14 protein-coding genes are annotated in these 23,657 nt (G+C 75.0%); 11 read left to right on the top strand and 3 right to left on the bottom strand.

Going from position 1 to position 23,657, the window contains the following annotated elements; genetic code table 11:
* The first annotated feature begins 66 nt into the window (after positions 1 to 66).
* The 5 genes from AB0F62_RS19935 (at position 67) to AB0F62_RS19915 (ending at position 10,527) form a co-directional block, all read left to right on the top strand.
* Positions 67 to 819, top strand: coding sequence for a DeoR/GlpR family DNA-binding transcription regulator (locus AB0F62_RS19935; protein WP_361800347.1), 753 nt, complete (start codon positions 67 to 69; stop codon positions 817 to 819).
* Positions 816 to 2,159: a 6-phospho-beta-glucosidase gene (locus AB0F62_RS19930; protein ID WP_361800344.1), complete on the top strand. Its 1,344-nt coding sequence runs from the start codon at positions 816 to 818 to the stop codon at positions 2,157 to 2,159. The genes AB0F62_RS19935 and AB0F62_RS19930 overlap by 4 nt, the downstream gene beginning before the upstream one ends.
* A gap of 14 nt (positions 2,160 to 2,173) precedes the next feature.
* Positions 2,174 to 5,293 (top strand): glycoside hydrolase family 38 C-terminal domain-containing protein, encoded by a 3,120-nt coding sequence (locus AB0F62_RS19925; protein ID WP_361800341.1) that lies wholly within the window; start codon positions 2,174 to 2,176, stop codon positions 5,291 to 5,293.
* Between the two features lie 844 nt (positions 5,294 to 6,137).
* Positions 6,138 to 9,125: a glycoside hydrolase family 2 TIM barrel-domain containing protein gene (locus AB0F62_RS19920; protein WP_361800338.1), complete on the top strand. Its 2,988-nt coding sequence runs from the start codon at positions 6,138 to 6,140 to the stop codon at positions 9,123 to 9,125.
* 133 nt (positions 9,126 to 9,258) lie between these two features.
* Positions 9,259 to 10,527 (top strand): glycoside hydrolase family 18 protein, encoded by a 1,269-nt coding sequence (locus AB0F62_RS19915; RefSeq protein WP_361800335.1) that lies wholly within the window; start codon positions 9,259 to 9,261, stop codon positions 10,525 to 10,527.
* A gap of 67 nt (positions 10,528 to 10,594) precedes the next feature.
* Here the strand turns inward: AB0F62_RS19915 and AB0F62_RS19910 are convergent, their stop codons facing one another.
* A complete protein-coding gene (locus tag AB0F62_RS19910; protein WP_361800332.1) occupies positions 10,595 to 11,335 on the bottom strand; it encodes a CAP domain-containing protein in 741 nt (246 codons plus the stop codon).
* Between the two features lie 448 nt (positions 11,336 to 11,783).
* Here AB0F62_RS19910 and cobF point away from each other — a divergent pair, with 448 nt between their 5' ends.
* From cobF to AB0F62_RS19895, 3 genes are all read left to right on the top strand, one after another.
* Positions 11,784 to 12,551 carry a precorrin-6A synthase (deacetylating) gene (cobF, locus tag AB0F62_RS19905; RefSeq protein ID WP_361800329.1) on the top strand — a complete coding sequence of 256 codons (768 nt, stop codon included), beginning with the start codon at positions 11,784 to 11,786 and terminating at the stop codon, positions 12,549 to 12,551.
* A 149-nt stretch (positions 12,552 to 12,700) separates the two neighbouring features.
* Entirely contained in the window at positions 12,701 to 14,119 is a 1,419-nt protein-coding gene (locus AB0F62_RS19900; protein WP_361800326.1) for an MFS transporter, read from the top strand.
* 103 nt (positions 14,120 to 14,222) lie between these two features.
* On the top strand, positions 14,223 to 14,774 hold the full coding sequence (locus tag AB0F62_RS19895; RefSeq protein ID WP_361800323.1) for a hypothetical protein: 552 nt from the start codon (positions 14,223 to 14,225) through the stop codon (positions 14,772 to 14,774).
* Between the two features lie 107 nt (positions 14,775 to 14,881).
* On the opposite strand, the gene AB0F62_RS19890 is transcribed toward AB0F62_RS19895, so the two are convergent.
* Positions 14,882 to 15,919 carry a DUF3800 domain-containing protein gene (locus AB0F62_RS19890; protein ID WP_361800320.1) on the bottom strand — a complete coding sequence of 346 codons (1,038 nt, stop codon included), beginning with the start codon at positions 15,917 to 15,919 and terminating at the stop codon, positions 14,882 to 14,884.
* A gap of 251 nt (positions 15,920 to 16,170) precedes the next feature.
* Between AB0F62_RS19890 and AB0F62_RS19885 the strand changes: the two genes are divergently transcribed.
* Together AB0F62_RS19885 and AB0F62_RS19880 are read left to right on the top strand one after the other, a co-directional pair.
* A complete protein-coding gene (locus tag AB0F62_RS19885; protein ID WP_361800317.1) occupies positions 16,171 to 17,904 on the top strand; it encodes an RNA ligase family protein in 1,734 nt (577 codons plus the stop codon).
* A gap of 1 nt (position 17,905) precedes the next feature.
* Positions 17,906 to 20,815 (top strand): poly(A) polymerase, encoded by a 2,910-nt coding sequence (locus tag AB0F62_RS19880; protein WP_361800314.1) that lies wholly within the window; start codon positions 17,906 to 17,908, stop codon positions 20,813 to 20,815.
* Between the two features lie 274 nt (positions 20,816 to 21,089).
* Here the strand turns inward: AB0F62_RS19880 and AB0F62_RS19875 are convergent, their stop codons facing one another.
* Positions 21,090 to 22,103 carry a methyltransferase gene (locus tag AB0F62_RS19875; RefSeq protein ID WP_361800311.1) on the bottom strand — a complete coding sequence of 338 codons (1,014 nt, stop codon included), beginning with the start codon at positions 22,101 to 22,103 and terminating at the stop codon, positions 21,090 to 21,092.
* A gap of 180 nt (positions 22,104 to 22,283) precedes the next feature.
* Between AB0F62_RS19875 and AB0F62_RS19870 the strand changes: the two genes are divergently transcribed.
* On the top strand, positions 22,284 to 23,627 hold the full coding sequence (locus AB0F62_RS19870) for an acyltransferase (RefSeq protein ID WP_361800308.1): 1,344 nt from the start codon (positions 22,284 to 22,286) through the stop codon (positions 23,625 to 23,627).
* Positions 23,628 to 23,657 lie beyond the last annotated feature (30 nt).

The raw sequence follows: 23,657 nt of genomic DNA, 5'->3' as shown, positions 1-23,657 counted from the left end.
AAGGGTCAATCACGAACGTGCATGACTTTGATTGACTTTGCAGAAGGTGGGGGTAGTGTTCGGGGCATGCTCCCCGACCGACGACATGAGCTGATCCTCCGCGCGCTGCGGTCGGACGGCCCCACCTCGGTGACCGCGCTGGCCGAGCAGATCGGCGCCAGCCAGGCCACGATCCGCCGCGACCTCATCCAGCTCGAGGACGAGGGCCTGCTGAAGCGGGTCTACGGCGGCGCGATCCCGCTGATCGGCGAGGACGACCCCTTCCCGGACGTCGCCGCCGTCCGCGTCGAGGCCAAGGACGCCATCGCCGCGCGCTGCGCCGAGATCATCAAGGACGGTGAGACCGTCCTGCTGGACATCGGGACCACCGCCCTGCGGGTCGCCCGCCGGCTGCGCGGCCGCTCGCTCACCGTGATCACCAGCAATCTCGCGGTCTACGAGGAACTCCAGGACGAGAAGGAGATCCAGCTCGTCCTGCTCGGCGGCGTCGTCCGGCGCGAGTACCGCTCCCTGGTCGGCTTCCTCACCGAGGACAACCTGCGCCAGGTCCGGGCCGACCGGCTGATCCTCGGCACCAGCGGCATCCGCCCCAACGGGCAGATACTGGACACGACCGCGGTGGAGGTGCCGGTCAAGCGCGCCATGATCGCCGCGAGCGACCAGGTGGTGCTCGTGGCGGACGCCGGCAAGTTCCCCGGCACCGGCATGGCCCGGGTGTGCGGGCCCGAGGACATCGACGTCGTGGTGACCAACGCCCCGGCGGACGCGACGACCCGGACCTCGCTGCGCGAGGCGGGGGTGGAGGTGGTCGAGGCATGAAGCTCACGATTCTCGGCGGCGGCGGCTTCCGCGTCCCGCTGGTCTACCGCGCGCTGCTGGAGGACCGCGCGCAGGGCCGCGTCACCCACGTCACCCTCCACGACCTGGACCCCGCCCGGCTGGACGCCATCGTCCGGGTGCTGCGGCAGCAGGCGGAGGGGTACTCCGACGCGCCCGGGGTCACCGTCACCACCGACCTGGACGAGGCCGTCACCGGTGCCGACTTCGTCTTCTCGGCGATCCGCGTCGGCGGACTTGCCGGACGCGTCGTCGACGAGCGGGTCGCCCTCGACGAAGGGGTACTCGGCCAGGAGACGGTCGGCCCGGGCGGCATCGCGTACGGGCTGCGCACCATCCCCGTCGCCGTCGACATCGCCCGCCGCATCGCCCGCCTCGCCCCCGACGCGTGGGTCATCAACTTCACCAACCCCGCCGGCATGGTCACCGAGGCCATGTCCCACCACCTCGGCGACCGCGTCATCGGCATCTGCGACTCGCCCGTTGGCCTCGGCAGGCGCGTCGCGCGAGCGCTCGGCATCGACCCGGAACGCGCCTGGTTCGACTACGCGGGCCTCAACCACCTCGGCTGGCTGCGGGCGGTCCGCGTCGACGGCGTCGACCTGCTGCCCCGGCTGCTCGCCGACGAGACCGCGCTGACCTCCTTCGAGGAGGGCAAGCTCTTCGGCGCCGACTGGCTGCGCACGATCGGCTCGGTGCCCAACGAGTACCTGAACTACTACTACTTCAACCGTGAGGCCGTCGCCGCCGCCCGCGACGCCGAGCACACCCGAGGCGCCTTCCTCCTCGACCAGCAGCAGCGCTTCTACGAGAAGATGCGCGCCCCGGGCACCGAGCCCTTCGCCGCCTGGGACGCCACCCGCCTGGAGCGCGAGACCACCTACGGCGCGGACGTCCGCGAGGCCGCGGGCGCGGGCGAACGCGACTCGTGCGACCTGGAGTCCGGCGGCTACGAGAAGGTCGCCCTCGCCCTGATGCGGGCCATCGCCCTCGACGAGCGGACGACCCTGATCCTCAACGTCCGCAACCGGCGCGCGATCGAGCCGCTGGACGCCGAGGCGGTCGTCGAGGTGCCCTGCCACGTGGACGCCAACGGCGCCCGCCCGATCGTCGGCGACCCGCTGCCCGGTCACGCCGTGGGCCTGGTCACGGCCGTCAAGGCCGTGGAACGCGACGTCATCACCGCCGCCACCACCGGCGACCGCGCCGCCGCGCTGCGCGCCTTCGCGCTGCACCCGCTCGTCGACTCCGTCGCCGTCGCCCAGCGTCTGCTCGACGGCTATCGCAAGCACGTACCCGACCTCGCCTACCTCCGGGACTGAGGGGACCAGCACCCATGCACGACGACCGCAAGCAGGTCGAGGCGCGCCTCGACCGCGTCCTGGAACAGCGCATCCGCCCGGCGGTGTACGCCGCGTCGGTGCCGCTGACGCTCACCGCGTGGCACGTGGCGGGCGAACCGGTGCCGGTGGGCGAGGCGCTGGCCGCCGCGTACGAGCCCTTCGCGACCGGCGACCGCTGGGGCACCCCCTGGTCGACCAGTTGGATACGCGCCCGGGGCACCGTCCCGGCCGAGTGGGCCGGCCGGCGCGTGGAGGCCGTCTTCGACCTCGGCTTCATCGGCGACTGGCCCGGCGGTCAGGCCGAGGCGCTGGTCCACGACGCCTCCGGCATCCCGGTCAAGGGCATCGAGCCGCGCAACCAGTACGTGCCCGTCGCGAACCCCGCGGCCGGCGGCGAACCGGTGGAACTACTGCTGGAGGCCGCCGCCAATCCCGACATCCTGGCCAAGGGCTTCCTGCCGACCCCGCTTGGCGACCGGCTCACCGCCCCCGCCGATCCGCTCTACACGATGGCCCGCGCGGACCTCGCCGTACTCGACGAGGACGTGTGGCACCTGGTCCTCGACATCGAGGTCGCGGCCGAGCTGATGCGCGAGCTGTCCACCGCCGAGCCGCGCCGCCACGAACTGCTGCGCGCCCTGGAGCGGATGCTCGACGCCCTCGACGTCGCCGACGTCGCCGGTACCGCCGCCGCGGCCCGTGCCGAACTCGCCGAAGCGCTGTCCCGGCCCGCCCACGCCAGCGCCCACACGCTGTCCGCGGTCGGCCACGCCCACATCGACAGCGCCTGGCTCTGGCCGCTGCGCGAGACCAAGCGCAAGACCGCCCGCACCTTCTCCAACGTCACCGCGCTCGCCGCCGACTACCCGGAGTTCGTCTTCGCCTGCTCGCAGGCCCAGCAGTACGCCTGGGTCAAGGAGCGCAACCCAGAGGTCTACCGCCGCATGCAGGACGCCGCGAAGGCCGGCAACTGGGTGCCGGTCGGCGGCATGTGGGTGGAGGCCGACGGGAACCTGCCCGGCGGTGAGGCCATGGCCCGCCAGCTGATCCACGGCAAGCGCTTCTTCGCCGAGGAGTTCGGCGTCGAGTGCCGGGGGGTGTGGCTGCCCGACTCCTTCGGCTACACCGGCGCCTACCCGCAGATCGCCCGGCTGGCCGGGATGGAGTGGTTCCTCACCCAGAAGATCTCGTGGAACCAGACGAACAAGATGCCGCACCACACCTTCTGGTGGGAGGGCATCGACGGCACCCGCATCTTCACGCACTTCCCGCCCGTCGACACCTACAACGCGGTGTTCTCCGGCGAGGAGATGGCCCACGCCGTGCGCAACTACGCCGACAAGGGCGGCGGCACGCGCTCCCTGGTCCCCTTCGGCCACGGCGACGGCGGGGGCGGCCCCACCCGCGAGATGATGGAGAAGGCCCGGCGCCTGCGGGACCTGGAGGGCTCGGCCAAGGTCGTCGTCCAGGACCCGGACACCTTCTTCCGCGAGGCCCGGGCGGAGTACGAGGACGCCCCGGTGTGGTCCGGCGAGCTCTACCTCGAGTTGCACCGCGCCACCTACACCAGCCAGGCCCGCACCAAGTCCGGCAACCGGCGCGGCGAGCACCTGCTGCGCGAGGCCGAACTGTGGGCCGCCACGGCCGCGCTGCGCGACCCCTCGTACCCGTACCCGTACGAGGACCTCGACCGGCTGTGGAAGACCGTCCTGCTCCACCAGTTCCACGACATCCTGCCGGGCTCGTCCATCGCCTGGGTGCACCGCGAGGCCGAGGCGACCTACGCCCGCGTCAGGGAGGAGCTGGAGACGATCATCGCGGCCGCGACCGCGGTGGTGGCGGGCGGTTCCGGCGCCGAGCCGTCCGCGCCGTGGGTGTTCAACACCGCGCCGCGGCCCCGCGCGGAGGTCGTCGCCGTGCCGGCCGGTCTGGCCGAGGGCACGGGGCAGCCGCTCGCCGACGGCCGGGTGGCCGTCTTCGCCGAGCTCCCGGCCTCCGGCGCGGGTCCGCTCACGGCGGCCGATCCCGCCGGCAAGGTGACCGTGACGGACCGCGTCCTCGACAACGGGCTGGTCCGGGTCGAACTCGACGAGGACGGGCTGCTCACCTCCGTGCTCGACCTGACGGCGGGCCGCGAGGTGCTGGCGCCCGGTGAGCGCGGCAACCTGCTGCGGCTCCACACCGACCTGCCCAACCAGTGGGACGCCTGGGACATCGACCGGCACTACCGGCGGCAGTACACCGACCTGACGGCCGTGGACGCGATCACCGTGGTCGAGGAGGGCCCGCTCGTCGGCGCGATCCGCGTCGAGCGGTCCTTCGGCGGCTCCCGCCTCGCGCAGACCGTACGGCTGCGGGCGGGCAGCCCGCGGATCGACTTCGAGACGGAGATCGACTGGCACGAGAGCGAGAAGATCCTCAAGGCGGCCTTCCCGCTGGACGTGCACGCCGACCGCAGCGCGGCCGAGATCCAGTTCGGGCACGTGTACCGGCCCACGCACACCAACACCAGCTGGGACGCGGCCCGCTTCGAGGTCTTCTGCCACCGCTGGGTGCACGTCGGCGAGCCCGGCTACGGGGTGGCCGTGCTGAACGACTCGACCTACGGCCACGATGTCGGCCGCACCTCCCGCGAGGACGGCGGCACCACCACGACGCTGCGGCTCAGCCTCGTCCGGGCGCCCCGCGTCCCCGACCCGAACGCCGACCAGGGCACGCACCGCATGACGTACTCGCTGCTGCCCGGCGCCGCCGTAGAGGACGCCGTCGCGGGCGGCTACGAGCTCAACCTGCCGCTGCGTGTCGTGCCCGGGGCCACGGGCGCCGGTCCGGCCGCGCCGCTGGTGACGCTCGACGGGACGCGGGCCGCGATCGAGGCGGTCAAGCTGGCCGACGACCGGTCCGGCGACGTGATCGTCCGGCTCTACGAGTCGCTGGGCGGCCGCGCCACCACGACCCTGCGGGCGTCGTTCCCCGTCGAACGGGTGCGGGTGACCGACCTGCTGGAACGCCCGTTGGAGGGGGAGAACGCGGAACTCGGGGCCGACGGGGGCGTCCGGGTGGCCCTGCGGCCGTTCCAGATCCTCACCCTGCGCCTGACCCCGTGCGCATAGCCGGGCGCGCCCGCCGGTACGGGCCCGGCCGCCGGCCGGACCTGTACCGGCCGGACCTGTACCGGCCGGACCTGTACCGGCCGGACGTGTACCGGCCGGACGTGTTCGGACCGGACCCGGCCGGGCGGGCCGCGCCCGCCCGGGACATCCCGGCCCCCGGGCACACCGTCCGTGCCCACCGTGCCCACGCGCTGCCCGGCCGTCACCCCGTGCCGGCGCGGCGGACCCTCCTCCTCCCCGGCGCCGACCGCGCCGAACCGCGGGCCCTGCCCCGCGTCCGCCGGGACACCCCCGGCGACGCCCTTCCGGCCCCCGCCGGCCGCCCGGCGAGGCGGCCGACCGCAGGCGTACCCCGCCCCGGGCCGCCCCGCCTCCGCCCCGTGACGACCGGCGGATCCGGCGCCCGGGCAGGGCACCCCTTCGCCACCGGCCGGGCGGAACCTCCGGCGGTGACCCGGAGGGACGCCTTGGCGCACGGCTGCGCCGGGGCACCCGGCACCACCGCCACGGCCACCGCCGCCGCCGGCGGATCCGGCGCCCGGGCAGGGCACCCCTTCGCCACCGGCCGGGCGGAACCCCCGGCGGTGACCCGGACGGGCGCCTTGGCGCACGGCTGCGCCGGGGCACCCGACACCGCCACCACCGCCACCACCGCCACCGCCGGCGGACCCGGCGCCCGGCTGCGACGGGGCACCCGGCACCACCGCCACCGCCACGGCCACAGCCGCCGCCGGGCGCGGCGTCCGCCCCCCGCGCCGCTACGGCGCGGTCGGCGCGTGTCGCCCCCCGGCACCGGCGGACCCGCGCCCCACCGCGAACTGACCACTCCCGGGAGGGAACCCCCATGCAGGACCGACGTCCCGAGGCAGCCGACCCCGTCCTTCCGCTCGACCCGTGGGACGCGCCCGAGCTGACCGGATGGCGCAGGCTGCCGATGCACGCCGTCGTCCGCCCCGACGCGCCGCGCGTACCGCTGGACGGGCGCTGGCGCTTCCAACTGCTGCCCACCCCGAGGACACCGCTCGCCGAGCGGTGGGCGGAGACGGACGTGCCCGGCTGCTGGACCGTCCAGGACTTCGACGACCTCCACGGGGTCGGCGACCTGCCGCAGTACACCAATGTGACGATGCCCTTCCCCGACCTTCCGCCCTCCCCGCCGGAAGGGCGCAACCCGACCGGGGTGTACGAGCGGGAGGCCGAGATCCCCGCGGACTGGGCGGGCCGGCGGATCGTGCTCCATGTCGGGGCCGCCGAGAGCGTGCTGATCGCGCATGTCAACGGCACCGCCGTCGGGGTGGGCAAGGACTCCCACCTCGCCTCGGAGTTCGACGTCTCGCACGCGGTGCGCCCGGGGGAGCGCAACACCGTGCGCCTGACCGTCGTCAAATGGTCCGACGCGACCTTCCTGGAGGACCAGGACCAGTGGTGGCACGGCGGCATCACCCGCTCCGTCCACCTGTACGCCACCGACCCGCTCCACCTGGCCGACGTCGGGATCACCGCCGTACCCGGCGGCACCCTCGACATCGCGGTCCGGGTCCGGGGCGGCACGGGTGTCCTTCCCGCCGGGTGGAGCGTCTCCGGCCTGCTGTGCACCCCGGACGGCGTCCTGCGGCTCCCCGCCGACGAGGCGTTCGCCGAGGCCAACATCGCGAGCGAGCGCGTCTCGGACTTCCTCGGCGAGGCCCGCATCCGCGCCACCGTGCCCGGCGTGCGCCCCTGGAGCGCCGAGACACCGCACCTGTACGACCTCACCGTGCGGCTGCACCGTGCGGACGGCGGCGTCGCCGACGAGTCGCGGCACCGCGTCGGCTTCCGCCGCGTGGAGGTCTCCGGGGCCGACCTGCTGATCAACGGCGTCCGCGTGTACCTGCGCGGCGTGAACCGGCACGACTTCCACCCGCTGACCGGGCGGGTGGTCGACGCCGAGGACATACGGGCCGACCTGTGCCTGCTCAAGCGCCACGGCTTCAACGCGGTCCGCACCGCGCACTACCCGCCCGATCCCGCGCTGCTCGCCCTCGCCGACGAACTCGGCCTGTACGTCGTGGACGAGGCCGACATCGAGACCCACGACCACGCCCACGAGATCGCCGACGACCCGCGCTATCTCGGTGCCTTCACCGACCGCGTGGCGCGCATGGTGCTCCGCGACCGCAACCATCCCAGCGTGATCGTCTGGTCGCTGGGCAACGAGAGCGACTACGGCGCCAACCACGACGCCGCCGCGGGGTGGTTGCGGCGCACGGACCCGACCCGGCCCGTCCAGTACGAGGGCGCGATCAAGGACGCCTGGGACTCCGCGCAGACCGCGAGCGACATCATCTGCCCGATGTACGCCTCCATCGAGGAGATCACGGCCGGCCCGCACGCCAAGCCGCTGATCCTGTGCGAGTACTCGCACGCCATGGGCAACAGCAACGGCTCCCTCGCGGACTACTGGCGGGCCATCGAGTCCACCCCCGGTCTGCAGGGCGGCTTCATCTGGGAGTTCCGGGACCACGGCATCCTGCAGCGGCTCACCGGCGAGCGGGCCGGCCGTCCGGCCGGGCCCGACGCCCCCGCGTCCGCGTTCGACGCGGGGGTGACCGCGCCGGGCTACCGCTGGGCGTACGGCGGCGACTTCGGCGACACGCCCCACGACGGCGCGTTCTGCGCCGACGGCCTGGTGCTGCCCGACCGGACGCCCAAGCCCGCGATGGCCGAGCACCGCGAGATCGCCGCCCCGCTGCGGCTGGAGCTCACCCCCGACCGCCGCGAGGCCCGGATCACCAACCGGCAGCACTTCACCGGTCTGGGGTGGCTCGGCGCGCGGTGGCACATCGGAGAGTCCCGGACCGCTCCCGCCAGGCTCCCGGACCTCGCCCCGGGGGAGAGCGCGGTGGTGCCGCTGCCCACCACCCTGCTGCCGGGCGACTCGCACCTGACACTGCGCGTCACCACGGCCGACGACCTGCCGTGGGCACCGCGCGGCACGCTGGTGTGCGCCCCGCAGGTCGTGCTCGCCGACGACCACCGGGACCTGCTCACCCGGGCGGGTGCCGTGCTGGCCGCGGGCGGACCGGTGGAGCTCGACGACGCGGGGCTGCTCCGGCACCCGCTGCTCACCGCCCCGCCCGTGCTCACGCTGTGGCGCGCCCCCACCGACAACGACGTGTGGGGCGGAATCGCGGCACGTTGGCGCGACTGGGGTCTGCACGCCCTGGAGCGCAGGCTGGTGGCGGTCGGCCGGGAGGGCGCGAGTGTGGTGGTGCGGTCGGCGTACGCGACCGGAGGCGCCGGCACCGTCACCCATGAGCAGGTGTTCACGCCGCTGTCGGGCGGCGGGCTGCTCGTCGACGAGACCGCCGTGCTGCCGGCGGGGCTCACCGATGTGCCGCGGGTGGGCACCGTCTTCGAGACCGCGGCGGGACTCGACACCCTGGAGTGGTTCGGGCGGGGGCCCGGCGAGAGCTATCCCGACCGGTGCGCCGGTGCGATCGTGGGGCTCTACCGGGCGGATGTGGACTTGCTGTTCACGCCCTACCTGCGGCCGCAGGAGAGCGGCGGGCGGCACGACGTGCGCCGCTTCACGCTCAGCGGGGCGGCGGCCGCGCCGGGGATCGCCGTCCACCTGGACGCGCCGCGCCAGGTGAGCGTCACCCGCCATCGCGCGGGGGAGCTCACGGCCGCCGCCCACCACGACGAACTCGTGCCCCGCGCCGAGTGCGTGGTCCACCTGGACGCCGCCCACCGCGGGGTCGGCACCGCCTCCTGCGGCCCCGACACCCTGCCCGCGTACCGCGTCGGCCCGGGCACCCACCGCTGGTCCTGGACACTGCAGCCGCTCTGACGGGCGGTCATCAGGCCGCGGGGAGCGGGGACTTCCGTATTGGTGCAGACCATTGACCCCATTGGTCTAGTCCTTCTAGGGTGTCCCCGCACCTTCGCGCGCTCACGACCGCTTCCTCACCAGAGGTGACTCCATGCCCAGACAGCAGGGATCACGGTTCCGCAGAGCCCTGGTCGGCCTCGTCGCCGCCGGCACGGCGCTGCTCACCGCGAGCCTGGTCGCCGGCCCCGCCGCGGCCCAGCCGGCCCCGGCGGTGGCCTCCCACGGCCACCACGCCCCGGGAGCCACGTCGAAAGTCATCGGCTACTTCATCGACTGGGGTGTCTACGCCCGCGATTACCACGTCAAGAACATCGTCACCTCGGGTGCCGCCGCACGGCTCACCCACATCAACTACGCCTTCGGAAACGTCACGGACGGCAAGTGCGCCGTCGGCGACGCGTGGGCCGACTACCAGAAGCCCTATGACGCGGCGGGCAGCGTCGACGGTGTCGCCGACGGCACCGCGGAAGACGCGCTGCACGGCAACTTCAACCAGTTGCGCAAGCTGAAGAAGAAGTACCCGAACATCAAGATCCTGTGGAGCTTCGGCGGCTGGAGCTGGTCATCCGGCTTCACCCAGGCCGCGGCCGATCCGGAGGCGTTCGCCGACTCCTGCCACGACCTCGTCGAGGACCCGCGCTGGGCCGACGTCTTCGACGGCATCGACATCGACTGGGAGTACCCCAACGCCTGCGGTATGACCTGCGACAGCAGCGGTCCGTCCGCCTACACGGACCTGATGAGCGCGTTGCGCCACCGCTTCGGGAAGAAATACCTGGTCACCGCGGCCATCACCGCCGACGCCTCGGACGGCGGCAAGATCGATGCCGCGGACTACGCGGGCGCGGCCCAGTACGTGGACTGGTACAACCCGATGACCTACGACTACTTCGGCACCTGGTCCGCCACCGGCCCGACCGCCCCGCACGCGCCGCTGACCTCCTACCGGGGCATCCCGGAGCGGAGCTCCAACGCCGCCGCCACGATCCGCAAGCTGCGCGGCCTCGGCATCCCCGCCCGCAAGCTCCTGCTCGGCCTCGGCTTCTACGGCCGCGGCTGGACCGGGGTGACGCGGACGGCACCCGGCGGCGACGCCACCGGTCCCGCCCCCGGCACCTGGGAGGCGGGCAGCGAGGACTACAAGGTGCTCAAGACCCGCTGCCCCGCCACGCGCGTGGTCGCCGGCACCGCGTACGCCCGCTGCGGCGACGAGTGGTGGAGCTACGACACCCCGCTCACCCTGCGCGGCAAGGCGGCGTGGGCGAAGTCGCAGGGGCTCGGCGGCGCCTTCTTCTGGGAGCTGAGCGGTGACACCGCCGACGGTGAGCTGATCCACGCGCTCGGCCGCGGTCTGCGCTGACCGCGGTTGAACGGACGCCGGGAGGCCCGGCCGCCACGGGGGCGGCCGGTCCTCCCGGCGTACTCGTTCAGCGCGCGGCGCCGAAGTCCTGCGTCCAGTAGTTCCCGGGCTGCGCGAGTCCGATCCCTATCTCCTTGAAGGAGCAGTCCAGTATGTTCCGCTTGTGATCCGGGCTCGCCATCCAGGCGTTCATCACGCTGGAGGCGGAGGCGTACCCGTAGGCCACGTTCTCTCCGTAGCGGCTCCAGTTGTAGCCGGCCGAGGAGATGCGGTCGGCGGGGGAGGAGCCGTTTGAACCGGTGTGCGACATGTTCTTGTGCGAGGCCATGTCCTTGCTGTGGTCCACCGCGGCGGTGGTCAGTTTCGCGTTGACCTTCAGAGCCGAGCAGCCGGCCTTGGCGCGCTCCTGGTTCACCAGGCCCAGTACCGTGGCCGCGGCTCCGGTCAGCGTGGACCCGGAACCGGCCGCGGGGGAGCTCGGCGCCGCGGAGGGCGCCGACGACGGTGCGGTGGCCGGGGCCGACGGTGCGGAGGAGGGGGCCGAGGACGGGCTCCCGCCCCAGTTGCCGGGCTTCCCGCCCCAGTGGCCGCGGCCCTGGGAGTCCTGAGACCCCTGAGATCCCTGAGACCAGTTCCCGTTCCAGGACCCGTCCCACGACGCGTGCTGCCAACGACCCTGGGACTCGTTCGACGGGCCCTGCTGACCGCCGACACAGGCCATGGCCACCGAGGGCACACCCACGGCGGCGACGGCGAGGGCGGCGACGGTGATCTTCCGGAAGCGCTTCGTCCGGCGGTGCTTCGTCATTGCGTGACCTCACTCGAGGGATCGGCGTCCGTGTTCACAACCCGCCTGAGCTGCCGTGACGGCATGCGGGCCCGGTCATTGTGTGGACCGTCCCGAACATCGGGCAATGAAAGATCGGTACTACGCGGACTCGTAGCCACGACGCCTCTTGCGCCCGGCCGGAGAGCGTGCCGCGTCACCGAACTCAAGATCCGGAAGGGACGTGATGGGCCGTCAGAACGCAATCCCCGTCCCGGGAGCGGCCCGCGGCACCGTACGGATCGGATACCGTCGCCCCCCTGTGCGAATAATGTCCCATTCCATTCCGGATAGAGGCTATATGCCGTGCGGGCGTCGGCTACTAAGTCGCACCGTAACCACCCAATCCAGCGTGAGGGACGTCACAGGCCGTCCCGGGAACAGTTGCCGCGATGGCCGTCACGGGCACACCGCAGGGCACAATCACCGCATGCGACACATCCTCGTCATCGGCATCGGCGCGGGCGATCCCGAACACCTCACCCTTCAGGCGGTCAAAGCCATCGGCCGTACGGACGTCTTCTTCGTCCTCGGCAAACCGGAGGAACGCCAGGACCTGATCCGCCTGCGCCGGCACATGCTGGACGAGCACGCCCGTCCCGGCCACCGGCTCGTCGAGGTCCCCGACGCCGAACGCGACCGCACCGCCGCCGGCTACGCGGAAGCCGTCGACGACTGGCGCCGCCGCCGCGCCGACCTGGTGGCGGAACTCCTCGCCGCCCACCTCGGCCCCGCCGAGACGGGCGCCTTCCTGGTCTGGGGCGACCCCTCCCTGTACGACAGCGTGATCGCCGTGGTCGACGAGGTCCTCGCCCGCGCCCCCGGGTCCTTCACCCACGAGGTCGTTCCCGGCATCAGCAGCGTCGCCGCCCTCGCGGCCCGCCACCGCCTCACCCTCACCCGGGTCGGGCGCCCCCTGCAGATCACCACCGGCCGCCGCCTCGCCGAGGGTTTCCCCGGCGACGCCGACGACGTGGTCGTCATGCTCGACGGCCGCGCCGCCTTCGCCGCCCTCGACCCCGAGGGCCTGGACATCCACTACGGCGCCTACCTCGGCACCGAGGACGAGATCCTGATCTCCGGCCCGCTCGCCGAGACTTCGGCGCGCATCCTGCGGGCGCGCGCCGAAGCCCGCGAACGCAAGGGCTGGATCATGGACACCTACCTGTTGCGCCGCCAACCCGACGGATCGGCTTGAGAGGCCGCCCGGCCTGTCCGCGCGGCCTCCACGCCGCGCGATGCGCGCCGGGCTCCTCCGTCGAGACGGGACGAACACCCCGTACTGTGACATCCGGTACGCCGTGAGACCGGGTACCGGCGTCGGGTGTACGGGATGAGGTCGAGGACGTGCCGTTCGCGGAGACGGCCGGCGGAGGCGGGCCCGCACCCGCCGCCGGGCCGGGCCCGGATGCCGGGCGATGGCCCCGGGCGCCGCTGTTCGCGGTGTGCGCCGGATACTTCATGGTCATCCTGGACGTGACCGTCATCAACGTCGCCGTGCCCGTGGTGGGCCGCGAACTGCCGGCCTCGCTCACCGGGATCCAGTGGATCACCGACGGCTACACGATGGTGTTCGCCGGGCTGCTGCTGACCGGAGGCGCGCTGGGCGACAGGCTGGGGAACCGCCGGATCTTCTGCACCGGGGTGGCCGTGTTCACCGCCTCCTCGGCCGCCTGCGCCCTCGCGCGGGACGCCCCGGCCCTGGTGGCCGCCCGGCTGGCGGAGGGAGTCGGCGCCGCGCTGATCGTGCCCGGCTCGCTCGCACTGCTCCAGCAGGCCTACCCGGCTTCCGCCGCGCGATCGCGGGCCGTCGGGCTGTGGGGCTCGATGGCGGGCATCGCGGCCTCCGCCGGCCCGCTGCTCGGCGGGCTGCTCGTCTCCACGGTGGGCTGGCGCTGGGTGTTCCTCGTCAACCTGCCGGTGGGCATCGCCTGCCTGGCGCTCACGCTGCGGCATGTGGCCCCCTCGCCACGGCGCGCCGACCGGGCCCTGGACTGGCCGGCGCAGTGCGCGGTCGTGGCCGCGGTCGCCCTGCTCACCGCCGTACTCAACGAGGCGGGCCGCCGGGGGTGGTCCGATCCCGCGGTCCTCGCGGGGGCCGGTCTGGCCGTGCTCGCGGCGGCCGCCTTCGCCCTGCGCGAGCGGCTGGCCCGGTCGCCCGCGATCCCGCCCGGCATGCTGCGCTCGCGGGCGATCGGCGGCGGCTCCCTCATCGGACTGCTCTTCAACTTCGCCTTCTACGGCATGGTGTTCACGGCCAGCCTGTACTTCCAGCACCAGCGCGGCTTCAGTGCCCTCGGCACCGGGCTCGCGCTCTTCCCGGCGGTGGCGATGACCATGTTCGCCTCCGTCCTGTCCGGGCGGCTGGCCCGCAGGACCGGCGACCGCCCGCTGGTGATCGGCGGAATGCTGCTCGCCGCCCTCGGGCTGGCCGGCTGGGCCGCGGCGGGAACCGATCCCGCCTACCCACTGCTCGTCGCCCCCATGATGGCCGCCGGGTTCGGCACCTCCTTCGCCCTCACCGGCGCGACCACCACCGTGCTGGAGGCCGCGCCCCCGGGCTACTCGGGGACTGCGTCGGCCCTGTTCAACACGGCCCGCCAGATCGGCAGCGCCAGCGGCGTGGCACTCGGCGGCACCCTGCTCGCCACCGCCGCCGACTACGGGACGGGGCTGCGCGTCGCCATGACCGGCGGCGCGCTCGCCTACCTGGCGGCCGCGGGCCTGGCCGTGACGTGCGTGCCCCCGAGGGCCGCGGGCCGGTGAACCCGCCGCGTGGGCACGGCAGGGCGGTGTCGCGACCTCCGCCATGCCGGCCGGCCGCGAACCCGCCCAGCGCGCACGGCAGGGCACTGCCTAGGCTGTCGCCGTGCTGCTGACCCACGGCGGGGAGACCGCCCCCGACGCGCCCGTCCTCCGTACCGGCGGAGTCCCGCTCGTCCCCGAGGGCTTCGTCTGGCCGACCTGCCGGAACTGCGACGGGGCCCTGCAGTTCCTCGCGCACCTGCCCGTCGACGGCGGTGCGGTCGCCGTCTTCTTCTGCCAGAACGACCCGGGCATGTGCGACGACTGGGACGCCGGCTCGGGCGGCAACCGCGCCTACCTGTTCAGCGCCCCGCTCACCCCGGCCGAGGTCCCCGCCGAGGGCGAGACGCTCCTCGGAGCCGTCACCGCGCTGCGCCCGCGTCCCGACGACACCGCCACGGCGGCCCCCGTCCTCGGACGGCTCGGCGGCGAGCCGGACTGGCTGCAGAACGACGAGACCCCGTCCTGCCCCTCCTGCGCCGCGCCCATGGCGTTCACGGCGGAACTGGAGGAGGGCCACGACCACACCACCTCCGCGAACTTCGGCGGCGGGGGCCTGGGTTACATCTTCGTCTGCCGGCCCTGCGAGCGGGCCGCGTTCCTCTGGCAGCGCTGACCGCCGGCCCCGCCGCCGGGTGGTCGACCTCGCCGCCCCGACGAGGCCCCCGGCGGTGCCGCGGCCGGCTGCGGCGGGCGGATCCCGCCGCGCGACCGCGGGCAGGGCTACTCCGCCGCGACGGCGCACCGCGTCACGACGCTCATCGGCGCCGGCTGACGCGGCGTCGGCCCGGGCCCGGTCGCGGACGGCTCGGGTCCCAGCCGCGACCAGCTCCGGTCGTCGCCCCACACCGAGAGCGGATCCACGTAGGGGCGCAGCAGACCGGTCAGCACCGGGTCGCCGCGGCCCGCGAGTTCGTCCGAGGCCAGCTTCCGCGCCACCCCGGCGAGGAAATCGGCGAGCTGGATCCGCGGGTCGTGGCGCGACTCGGCCAGCCGCAGCCCCGCCAGGCGGCGGCCCGGGGGCAGTGACGCCCCGAGCCGTGCGATCCGTTCCTCGGTGAGCGTGTTCTGCCGGTCGTGCACGACGTGCACCGGCGCCCCGCCCTCGCCCCAACGCGCCACCGTACGCTCCAGCGCGGGGAAGAGCGGATCCAGTGGCTCGACCGCCCCCGGCTCCGCCGCGAGCCGCGCCCGGAACGCCTCCGCCCGGGGTCTGGCCCGCCGCAGCATGTCGAGGACCCCGGATGGGTCGCCGTCCCCGCCGGGTTCCGGACGCAGCGCCTCCAGTGCCCGGTAGAACGCGTCGACCGGCGCCTCCCCGTCCTCGTGGTTCCTCCTGCGCACCAGGTCGTTGGCGGCCCGCAGGAACGCCTGCCACCCCGACGGCTCGGCCGTGCCCCGCCCCTCGCGGTACAGCACCGCCGCCGTGGCCGCCGCGGCCGGCCCCCCGGCCAGCACGTCGAGGACCGCCGTGAGCACGAAGTACGCCTTGTCGGTGAGGTGTACGGACGCGTGACCGTGCAACGGGCCCGCGGGTCCGAGCAACCACTCCAGCACCGCGCGGTGCTTCTCCCGCAGCAGGTGGTTGGCCTTGTACTCCTCGGCGGGCGACCGGATCCGCTCCCGTATCTCCCGCAGCGCCCCGGCGGCGGCGTCCTCCGCGACGCACACGCCCGCGTGGGCGAAGACATCCGTGTTCCCGCCGATCAGGTTCTCGCCGTCCGAGCCCGACTCGTCGCAGGCGACCTCCAGGAACGTCACGCGCCCATCATTGCGCCCACTCCCCGCCGCCACCACGCATTTTGCGGCCCCTCCCGACCCCATCGCGATCACGGGGGGACGTTGTCCGCGAGCGGGGCCCCGGGGAGCCGGCAGCACCGCACCGGCATCGACCGTCCGTTCCGCGGGCGCACTCCCTCCGCCCGACGGCCCCCCGATTAAGCGGTGGCTCCGCGGGTTGCGGCGCTCCTACAGTGATCGCGCACCACATCGTCACGGGGGAATCCGGCACCATGCGCACGCACTATCCACGCACTCCGCACCTGCCCTGGTCGCCCGGGGCCACGCCGGACGACATCCGAGCCGCGGACCCCGGCGCGCTCCGGGGCCGCGAGGTCGTCGTGACCGAGAAGCTCGACGGCGAGAACACCACGCTCTACCGGGACGGGATGCACGCCCGCTCCCTCGACTCGGCGCACCATCCCTCCCGCGCGTGGGTCAAGGCGCTCCAGGGCCGGATCGGCCCCCGTCTCCCGCCCGGGTGGCGGGTGTGCGGGGAGAATCTGCACGCCCGCCACTCCCTCGCGTACGAGGACCTCGACAGCTGGTTCCACGGCTTCTCCGTGTGGGACGGCGACCACTGCCTGGACTGGGACCGCACGGTCCGCTTCCTGCGGCGACTCGGCATCCCGGTGCCGCCCGTGCTGTGGCGCGGCGCGTACGACGAGCGCGCGCTGCGCGCCCTGCGCCTGGACACCGCGCGGCAGGAGGGATACGTCGTCCGCACCGTCGAGGGCTTCCGGTACGAGGAGTTCGGCCGCCACGTGGCCAAGTGGGTACGCGGCGGCCATGTGACGACCGGCACGCACTGGATGCACGCCGCCGTCGTCGAGAACGGGCTCGGCCCGGCCGCCCCGCTGTGGTCGGTGCGCTCCGGCGCGGCCCCCGACGCCGCGGCGCTCACCGCCGCCGTGGGCGCCGGCGCTCCCGGCCCCGGAGCGGCCGCACGCGCGGCCGACGTCTCCGCCCGGCTGGACGTCCTGGGACGCACCGGGGACGCCCGGCTGGCCGGGGTCCTCGCCGCCCTGCTCCACGACACGCCGCGCGCCCGTCTCGCGGCCCGCCTCGCCGGACCGCTCGGCATGGCGCAGGCCCGCCGCATCGCCGACCTGGGCGGACTGCACGCGGCGCTGCACCGCCCGTACCCCGACGAGGACCGCGCGGCAGGCCTGGCCCGCATGGCGTTCGCCGCCGACCTGGGCGTGCTCCACGCCGTGGCGGCCGCCGCCGCGCCCGATGCCGGGGCCCGCGAGCAGACCGAGTGGTCGGCACTGCACGCGGAGGAGGCCGGTCTCCTCGGCCCCGACCCGCTGCGGCCCCTGCGGTCCGGACTGCGCGAGGCCCTCGCCGGCCTCGACACGGACGCCGCCGACCGCTGCTGGGCGGAGGCACGTGCCGCGTACGCCGCCGGGCGGATCGGCGGCGTGGAGGAGGCCGTGGCCGCCACCTGGCGGTGGCGTTCCGGGGAGTTCCCCCGCCTGATCCACCTGACCGGGCCCGCGGGCAGCGGCAAGAGCACCTTCGCCGGGGCGCTGCCCGGCACCGCCGTCCGCATCGGCCTGGACGACCTGCGCTCGGCCCGCGGCTCCCGCGCCGACCAGCGCGGCAACGCCGACGTCCTGCGCGAGGGACTGCGCAGGCTCGACACCGCGCTGGCCGGGCGTGCGACGGTGGTGTGGGACGCGACATCCCTCAACCCGCACCAGCGCTCCCTGGTGCACGCGGTGGCCCGCCGCCGCGACGCCCTGATCACCCATGTGGTGACCCTGGTCGACGAGGAGGAACTGGCTCGGCGCAACGCCGGCCGCGCCCACCCGGTGCCGCCCGCCGTGCTGACCGCGCAGAGCCGCCGGTTCACCCCGCCGTACCCCGGTGAGGCCCATCGCACCTGGTACGTCGGCGCGGGCGGCACCGTCGAGGACACCGACGGCTCGCTCGGCGGCGCCGCGGCCGGACAGGAGGCGTGACATGCGTACCAGCGAGGAGATCTACCACCGGGTCCGCTGGGACGCCCGGTTCGACCCGGCCCGCTTCGTCCTCGGCGTGCACCAGCGCGGCGCCGCGCCCAAGCGGATCCCGCTGCCCGCCTTCGTGCCCGGCGGCGACATCCCCTGGCACCGCGTGCTGTTCGTGGAGGCGGACGGCGAGCTCGTCTGGGACCGCGCCACCGGCACCGACCGCATCGACGCCACCGACGCCGGACGCGTACACGACCCGCTCCTGCTGCGCCCGCCGTTCTTCACGGCCCGCGTCCCGCACGCCTACGACGCCGAGCGGGGCTGGCGGCCCGTCGAGCACGCGCCCGGCCGGGCGGCGGCACCGCACGGCACGCTGCGCGTCCTGACCTGGAACACCCTGTGGGACCGGTACGACAGCCACCGCATCGACACCGAGCGCCGCCGCCCCCTCCTCCTGCGCGCCCTGGAGGAGGCGGACGCGGACGTCATCGCCCTGCAGGAGGTGGAGCCCGCGCTGCTCGACATGCTGCTGCGGGCCCCCTGGGTGCGTTCCCGCTACACCCTCGGCACCGACCCCGACGGGAGGGACACCGACGACAGCGGGGTGCTGCTGCTGAGCCGGCTGCCCGTACGGGAGGCCGCCCTGCACGCCCTCGGCCCCCACAAGGCCGTCGCCGCGATCACCGTCGAGACGGCCGCCGGGCCGCTCGTGGTCGCCGCCACCCACCTCACCAGCGACCACTCCGACGACGGCCCGGCGCGGCGCCGGGCCGAACTCGCCCGCCTCGCCGAGGGACTTGCCGCAGTGGAGGGCGGTCTGCTCCTGCTCGGCGACTTCAACGACGGCGGCGACACACCGGCGCTCACCCTGGGCCTGCGCGACGCCTGGACGGAGGCGCACGGGCCGGACGACGGCACGCCCACCTTCGATCCGTCGGCCAATCCCCTGGCGGCCGTCTCCTCCCTGAGCGGACGCGCCTCACGGCTCGACCGCGTGCTGCTGAGCGAGCGCGGACCGCGCGTCACCGGGGCCGCGCTGCGGGGCGACACCCCCACGGCCGAGGGGCTGTTCGTCTCCGACCACTACGGCGTGGAGGTCACCCTGGCCCTCGCCGCCGAGGGCGAGGACGAGGGCACCGACGTCCTCGATCTGCCGCCCACCGCGCGCACCGCCGTGGCCTGGCTGCCGCCGCCGGAGCTGTGGCCGGCCATCCAGGCCGTCCGCCGCGACCACGATCCGCAGATCCACCGCTGGCCCCCGCATGTGAACCTGCTCTTCGGCTTCGTGCCGGAGTCCGCGTTCGAGCGCGCCGCGCCCCTACTCTCCGCGGCCGCGGCCACCGTCCGCCCCTTCACCGCGCGTCTCGACGGGGTGCACACCTTCGGGCACCGCGAGGACGCCACCGTCTGGCTCGACCCGGCGGCCGGCGACGGCACCTCCTGGGCGGACCTCCGGCACGCGCTCGCCCGCCGCTTCCCGCGCTGCCGCGGCCGCGCGGAGGGCTTCACCCCGCATCTGTCGCTCGGCCGCACCCACGACCCGCTGCGGGTCGCCGCCGACTGCGCCGGCCGCCTGGGCGGGACGACGGCGCGGGTCGGCGAACTCGTCCTGCTCTCGCGGCGCGGAGACGAGCCGATGCGGGTCCGGGCCACGGTCGAGCTGGGCACGGGGGAGGTGCGCTGGGTGCCCGACACCGCGACGGGCCCCGAGACGGGGGCCGGCACCGCGTCGGGCACTGCGTCGGGCCTCGCCTCGGGCACCGCGTCGGGCCCCGCGGACGAGGCCGGTGGCGGCGGCCCACCCGATGACGTCCCGCACGCCCGGCGGACCGCACGGCGTGTCGCGCGGGCCCTGACCGGCGGCGTGGTCCACGTCGCCGGCTCCCGCCGCATGGGCTGCGCGCTCCCCGGCGCCGACCTCGACCTCGTCGCGGCACTGCCGGGCACCGCCGACATGGCGGAGGTCCGGGCCAAGGTGACCGCCGCGCTGCCGGAGGCGACGCGCGTCCGGCTGGTGACGGGCGCACGCGTCCCCGGGCTCCGTTTCCGCGTCGGCGACCTGGACGTCGACCTCGTCGTCGTCGCCACCGGGGACCTCGACCCCGAGGAGGCCGTGGCCCGCCGCGCCGAGCTGGGCGATGCCGCCGCCGTGGCGCTCAGCGCGGTCAGCGACGCCGACGCCGTCCTCGAACTCGCCCGTGGCCACGAACGCTTCGCGGACCTCGCCCGCGAGGTCAAGGCCTGGGCCGGGGCACGCGGCCTGGACTCCGCTCCCTTCGGCGGCCTGCCCGGTCTGGCCTGGGCGCTGCTCGCCGCCCGCACCGTGCGCGATGCCCCCGGCGTGCCCGACGGCGAACTGCTCCGGCACTTCTTCGCCACCTGGGCCGCCTGGGACTGGCGTCAACCCGTGGGCGCCGCAAGGGAACCGGGGCCCGCGGTGTCCATCGCCACCCCGACCGAGCCGGTCCGCCTCTGCACGGCGCAGGTCGGCCCGGACGGCCGTGACCTGCTCGCCCAGGAGCTCTACCGGGCGTGGGAACTGCTGGAGTCCGCCGCCGGCACGGGCGCCGGGCCCCGGCCCGGACCCGCCGACCCGCCCCCGCTGCACCGCCGCCACGCGGCGTGGGCCGTACTGGCCGTCCACGGGGCGACGGAGGCGGAGTTCGAGGACACCCTCGGACGGTTCCGGGGCCGTGTCCGCGCGCTCCTCACCGCGCTGGAGGACGCCGGCACCCCCGCCGTCCACGCCTGGCCCCGCCCCTACCGCGCCACCGCGCGCTCCGCCCATTACGCCGTCGGGCTCGGGCCCGCCCCGCCCGGCGCCGGGGAACTCGCCGCGATCGCCGCCGCCTGGTCCCGGGGCCTGACCGGCGTCGAGGTGACGTGGGCGGAGGGCGGCTCGGTGCCGACGCTGCGCTGACGAATCATGCCCCCCCGGGCCGACGCCCGCCCGGGGTGCGGCGGGGTGCCGCGCACCGCCTCGGGTCCCGGCGGCGCCGCCACGTGCGCGGTCGCGCATCGCCTGCCGCGCCGGCCGCCGGGGCCGCGGGTGACACGGGGACGGAACGGCGGTCCCGGGTCCGGGGCGCCCCTGGCCTCGGGCGGTGACGGCGCGAGCACGTCTCCGGCGCCCGCCGCCCGCCGCCCGCCGTCTGCCGCCTTGCCGCCCGGGGGCCGGGGCGGCAAGGGCGCGCTCAGGCGGCCGTGAACTCGACGATCCCGATGTCGCCGGCGGTGCGCACCGCCGACACCCGCAGCCCGGCGTCCGCGCCGAGCGCGGTCAGCGCGGCGACCCCGCGCTCCCGGCCGCCGAAGTACACGAGCATGCGCAGGTCCATCGCGGGCACCGTCGACTCGTGATCGGCGCCGACCTTCTCCACGACGATCACCCGGCCGTGCTCTCCGGCGGCCTCCGCGCAGCGGCGCAGCACGGCCCGTGCCGAGTCGTCGTCCCAGTCGTGGAGGATCGCGCAGAGCAGATAGCCGCCGGCCCCCTTGGGCAGCGCGTCGAAGAAGCTGCCCTCGACCGCGTCGCCGCGGCCCGCGAGTCCGGCCGCCTCCAGCGTCCCGCGTGCCGCCGCGGCCGTGGCGGGCTGGTCGAGCACGGTACCGCGCAACCCGGGGAAGGCGGTGAGCAGCGCGGCCAGCAGTGTCCCGTTGCCGCCGCCCACGTCGACCACGTGCCCCAGCGCGGCCCAGTCGTACGCGGGGATCAGCGCGGCCGCCCACTCGGCGACGTCGACCCCCATCGCGCGGTCGAACGAGCGGGTCCGCTCCGGGTCGGCCGCCAGGTCCTCCCAGAAGCCGCGGCCGTACTGGAGCGGGAAGGCGGCGGTGCCCGTGCGCACGCCGTGCGGCAGGTGCACGAAGGACAGTTCCGCACGGCCGAGGCCGCCCTCGGTGTCCAGCCAGTCCCGCAGCCCGCCCGGGTGGTCCGACCGCAGCTCCGCTCCCCGGGCCGTCAGCGCGTACCGTCCGCCCGCGTCCCGGCCGAACACACCGATCCCGGTGAGATACCGCAGCAACCGGTCCAGCGCCCCCGAGTCGGCCCCGGTGGCCTGGGCCAGTTCGGTCGCCGTACGGGGGCCGTCCGCCAGGTGGTCCGCCACGTTGAGCGTCGCCGCGGTGCGCAGCGCCATCGGGGTCACCAGGTCCGCCAACCGCCACAGGGACACGTCCTGCTGCTCCTCTTGTTCCTCGTCCGCCATCCGCGGCTCCCCTCCTCATGTCCGGCCGACCGGCCAGCCTCGCCCCGACGGGCGGGCCCCGCAAGCGATTTAGCGGCGGCGCGGGCTCTTACGCCGGTCAGGTCGCGCTCCGGGCACGAATCGGTTGCAGGGGACACCATTCGCGGCGGCCCGGACACGGGTGCGGCAACATGAGCCGGCATGGACCGAGACCGTTACGTCGACTTCCTGCGGGCCCTGGCGATCTGCCTGGTGGTCCTCGGCCACTGGCTGATCACCGCCCTGGTTCGCGAGCCGGGCGGGGGGATCGTCGCGCCGGAGCTCCTGGCGGAGATCCCCTGGACGCAGTGGCTGACCCTGGGCTTCCAGATCATGCCGCTGTTCTTCCTGGCCGGAGGCCACGCGGCGGGCGGCTCCTGGTCGCGCACCCGCGCGGCGGGCGGCGCGGCCGCGCCATGGGTGGCCCGGCGGGCGCTGCGGCTGCTGCTGCCGACGGCCGCCTACTGCGGGCTGGTGCTCCTCGCCGTCGCCGTCTGTTCGGCGTCCGGCGTGGACCGGCCGACGCTGCAGCTGGCGGGGTGGGCGATGGCGATGCAGTTCTGGTTCCTGCCGGTGTATCTGCTGCTCAGCGCCCTGACACCGCTACTGCACCGGGCGCACCGCCGCTGGGGGTTGCGGGTCCCCGTGGTGATGGGCGCGGTCGCGGTGGCGGCGGACGCGCTGGTGCTGTGGGCGGGCGCCCCCGCGTATACGGGGCTGCTCAACTACCTGCTGGTCTGGGGCATGGCGTATCAGCTCGGGTTCTGCTGGCGGGACGGGCAGCTGACGCGGCGCCGCGGACTGCCGTCCCGGGCGACTCCGGCCGCGATGGCGCTCGGTGGCGCGTTCGCGTTCACGGCGCTGATCACCTTCGGGCCGTATCCGGTGAGTCTGATCCGGGTCACCGGGGAGACCGTCGGCAACACCGACCCGCCCTCGGCGGCCATGCTCGCCTGGGTGGTCGCCCAGGTCGGCGCGTGCCTGCTGGCCGCGCCGGTCGTCCGGCGAGCGCTGGAACGCGAGAGGGTGTGGCGGGCGGTCCGGTTCCTGGGCGGTGCGAGCATGACCTTCTACCTCTGGCACATGCTGCCCGTGCTGCTCGCCGCCGTGTTCTATCTCGTCGGCCTCGCGCCCGACACCGCCTTCGGGACGCCGGCCTGGTGGGCGCTGCGCGCGCCGTGGCTGGTGCTGCTCGCGGTGTTCCTGGGCGGCGTCATGATCCTGCTACGGCCGCTGGAGCGCGCGCTGACGCGCCTGCTCCGGGCCGTCGACCCCGCGGCCGGCGGCCTCCCCCGCCGCTCCGAGCCGCTGTGGCTCGGCCTGGCCTGCGGCACGGTCGCCCTCGCCTTCTGGGCGGTGTACGGCTTCGCCCCCGACGGCCGGTTCCCCGTACTGCCCGCCCTCGGCTTCGCCGTCGGCGTGGCACTGGTGGCCCTGCCCCGCGACCGGGCGGCGGGCGCGCCCCGGCCCGGGGAAGGGCGGAAGGCCGCGGAAGAGGCGGCCTGAAACGTCGTCCACCGGGCGGCGGACCGGCGG

The organism is Streptomyces sp. NPDC026673 (genome assembly GCF_040638135.1).
In the GTDB taxonomy this organism is placed as follows: Bacteria; Actinomycetota; Actinomycetes; order Streptomycetales; family Streptomycetaceae; genus Actinacidiphila.
Note: the sequence above shows the minus strand (reverse complement) of the source record. Positions and strands in the feature narration are given on the sequence as shown.

What these genes read in the sequence shown, in the direction of transcription:
- AB0F62_RS19935 (WP_361800347.1), top strand. Translation starts at nt 67, where the DNA reads ATGCTCCCCGACCGACGACATGAGCTGATCCTCCGCGCGCTGCGGTCG.
- AB0F62_RS19930 (WP_361800344.1), top strand. Translation starts at nt 816, where the DNA reads ATGAAGCTCACGATTCTCGGCGGCGGCGGCTTCCGCGTCCCGCTGGTC.
- AB0F62_RS19925 (WP_361800341.1), top strand. Translation starts at nt 2,174, where the DNA reads ATGCACGACGACCGCAAGCAGGTCGAGGCGCGCCTCGACCGCGTCCTG.
- AB0F62_RS19920 (WP_361800338.1), top strand. Translation starts at nt 6,138, where the DNA reads ATGCAGGACCGACGTCCCGAGGCAGCCGACCCCGTCCTTCCGCTCGAC.
- AB0F62_RS19915 (WP_361800335.1), top strand. Translation starts at nt 9,259, where the DNA reads ATGCCCAGACAGCAGGGATCACGGTTCCGCAGAGCCCTGGTCGGCCTC.
- AB0F62_RS19910 (WP_361800332.1), bottom strand. Translation starts at nt 11,335, where the DNA reads ATGACGAAGCACCGCCGGACGAAGCGCTTCCGGAAGATCACCGTCGCC.
- cobF (WP_361800329.1), top strand. Translation starts at nt 11,784, where the DNA reads ATGCGACACATCCTCGTCATCGGCATCGGCGCGGGCGATCCCGAACAC.
- AB0F62_RS19885 (WP_361800317.1), top strand. Translation starts at nt 16,171, where the DNA reads ATGCGCACGCACTATCCACGCACTCCGCACCTGCCCTGGTCGCCCGGG.
- AB0F62_RS19880 (WP_361800314.1), top strand. Translation starts at nt 17,906, where the DNA reads ATGCGTACCAGCGAGGAGATCTACCACCGGGTCCGCTGGGACGCCCGG.
- AB0F62_RS19875 (WP_361800311.1), bottom strand. Translation starts at nt 22,103, where the DNA reads ATGGCGGACGAGGAACAAGAGGAGCAGCAGGACGTGTCCCTGTGGCGG.
- AB0F62_RS19870 (WP_361800308.1), top strand. Translation starts at nt 22,284, where the DNA reads ATGGACCGAGACCGTTACGTCGACTTCCTGCGGGCCCTGGCGATCTGC.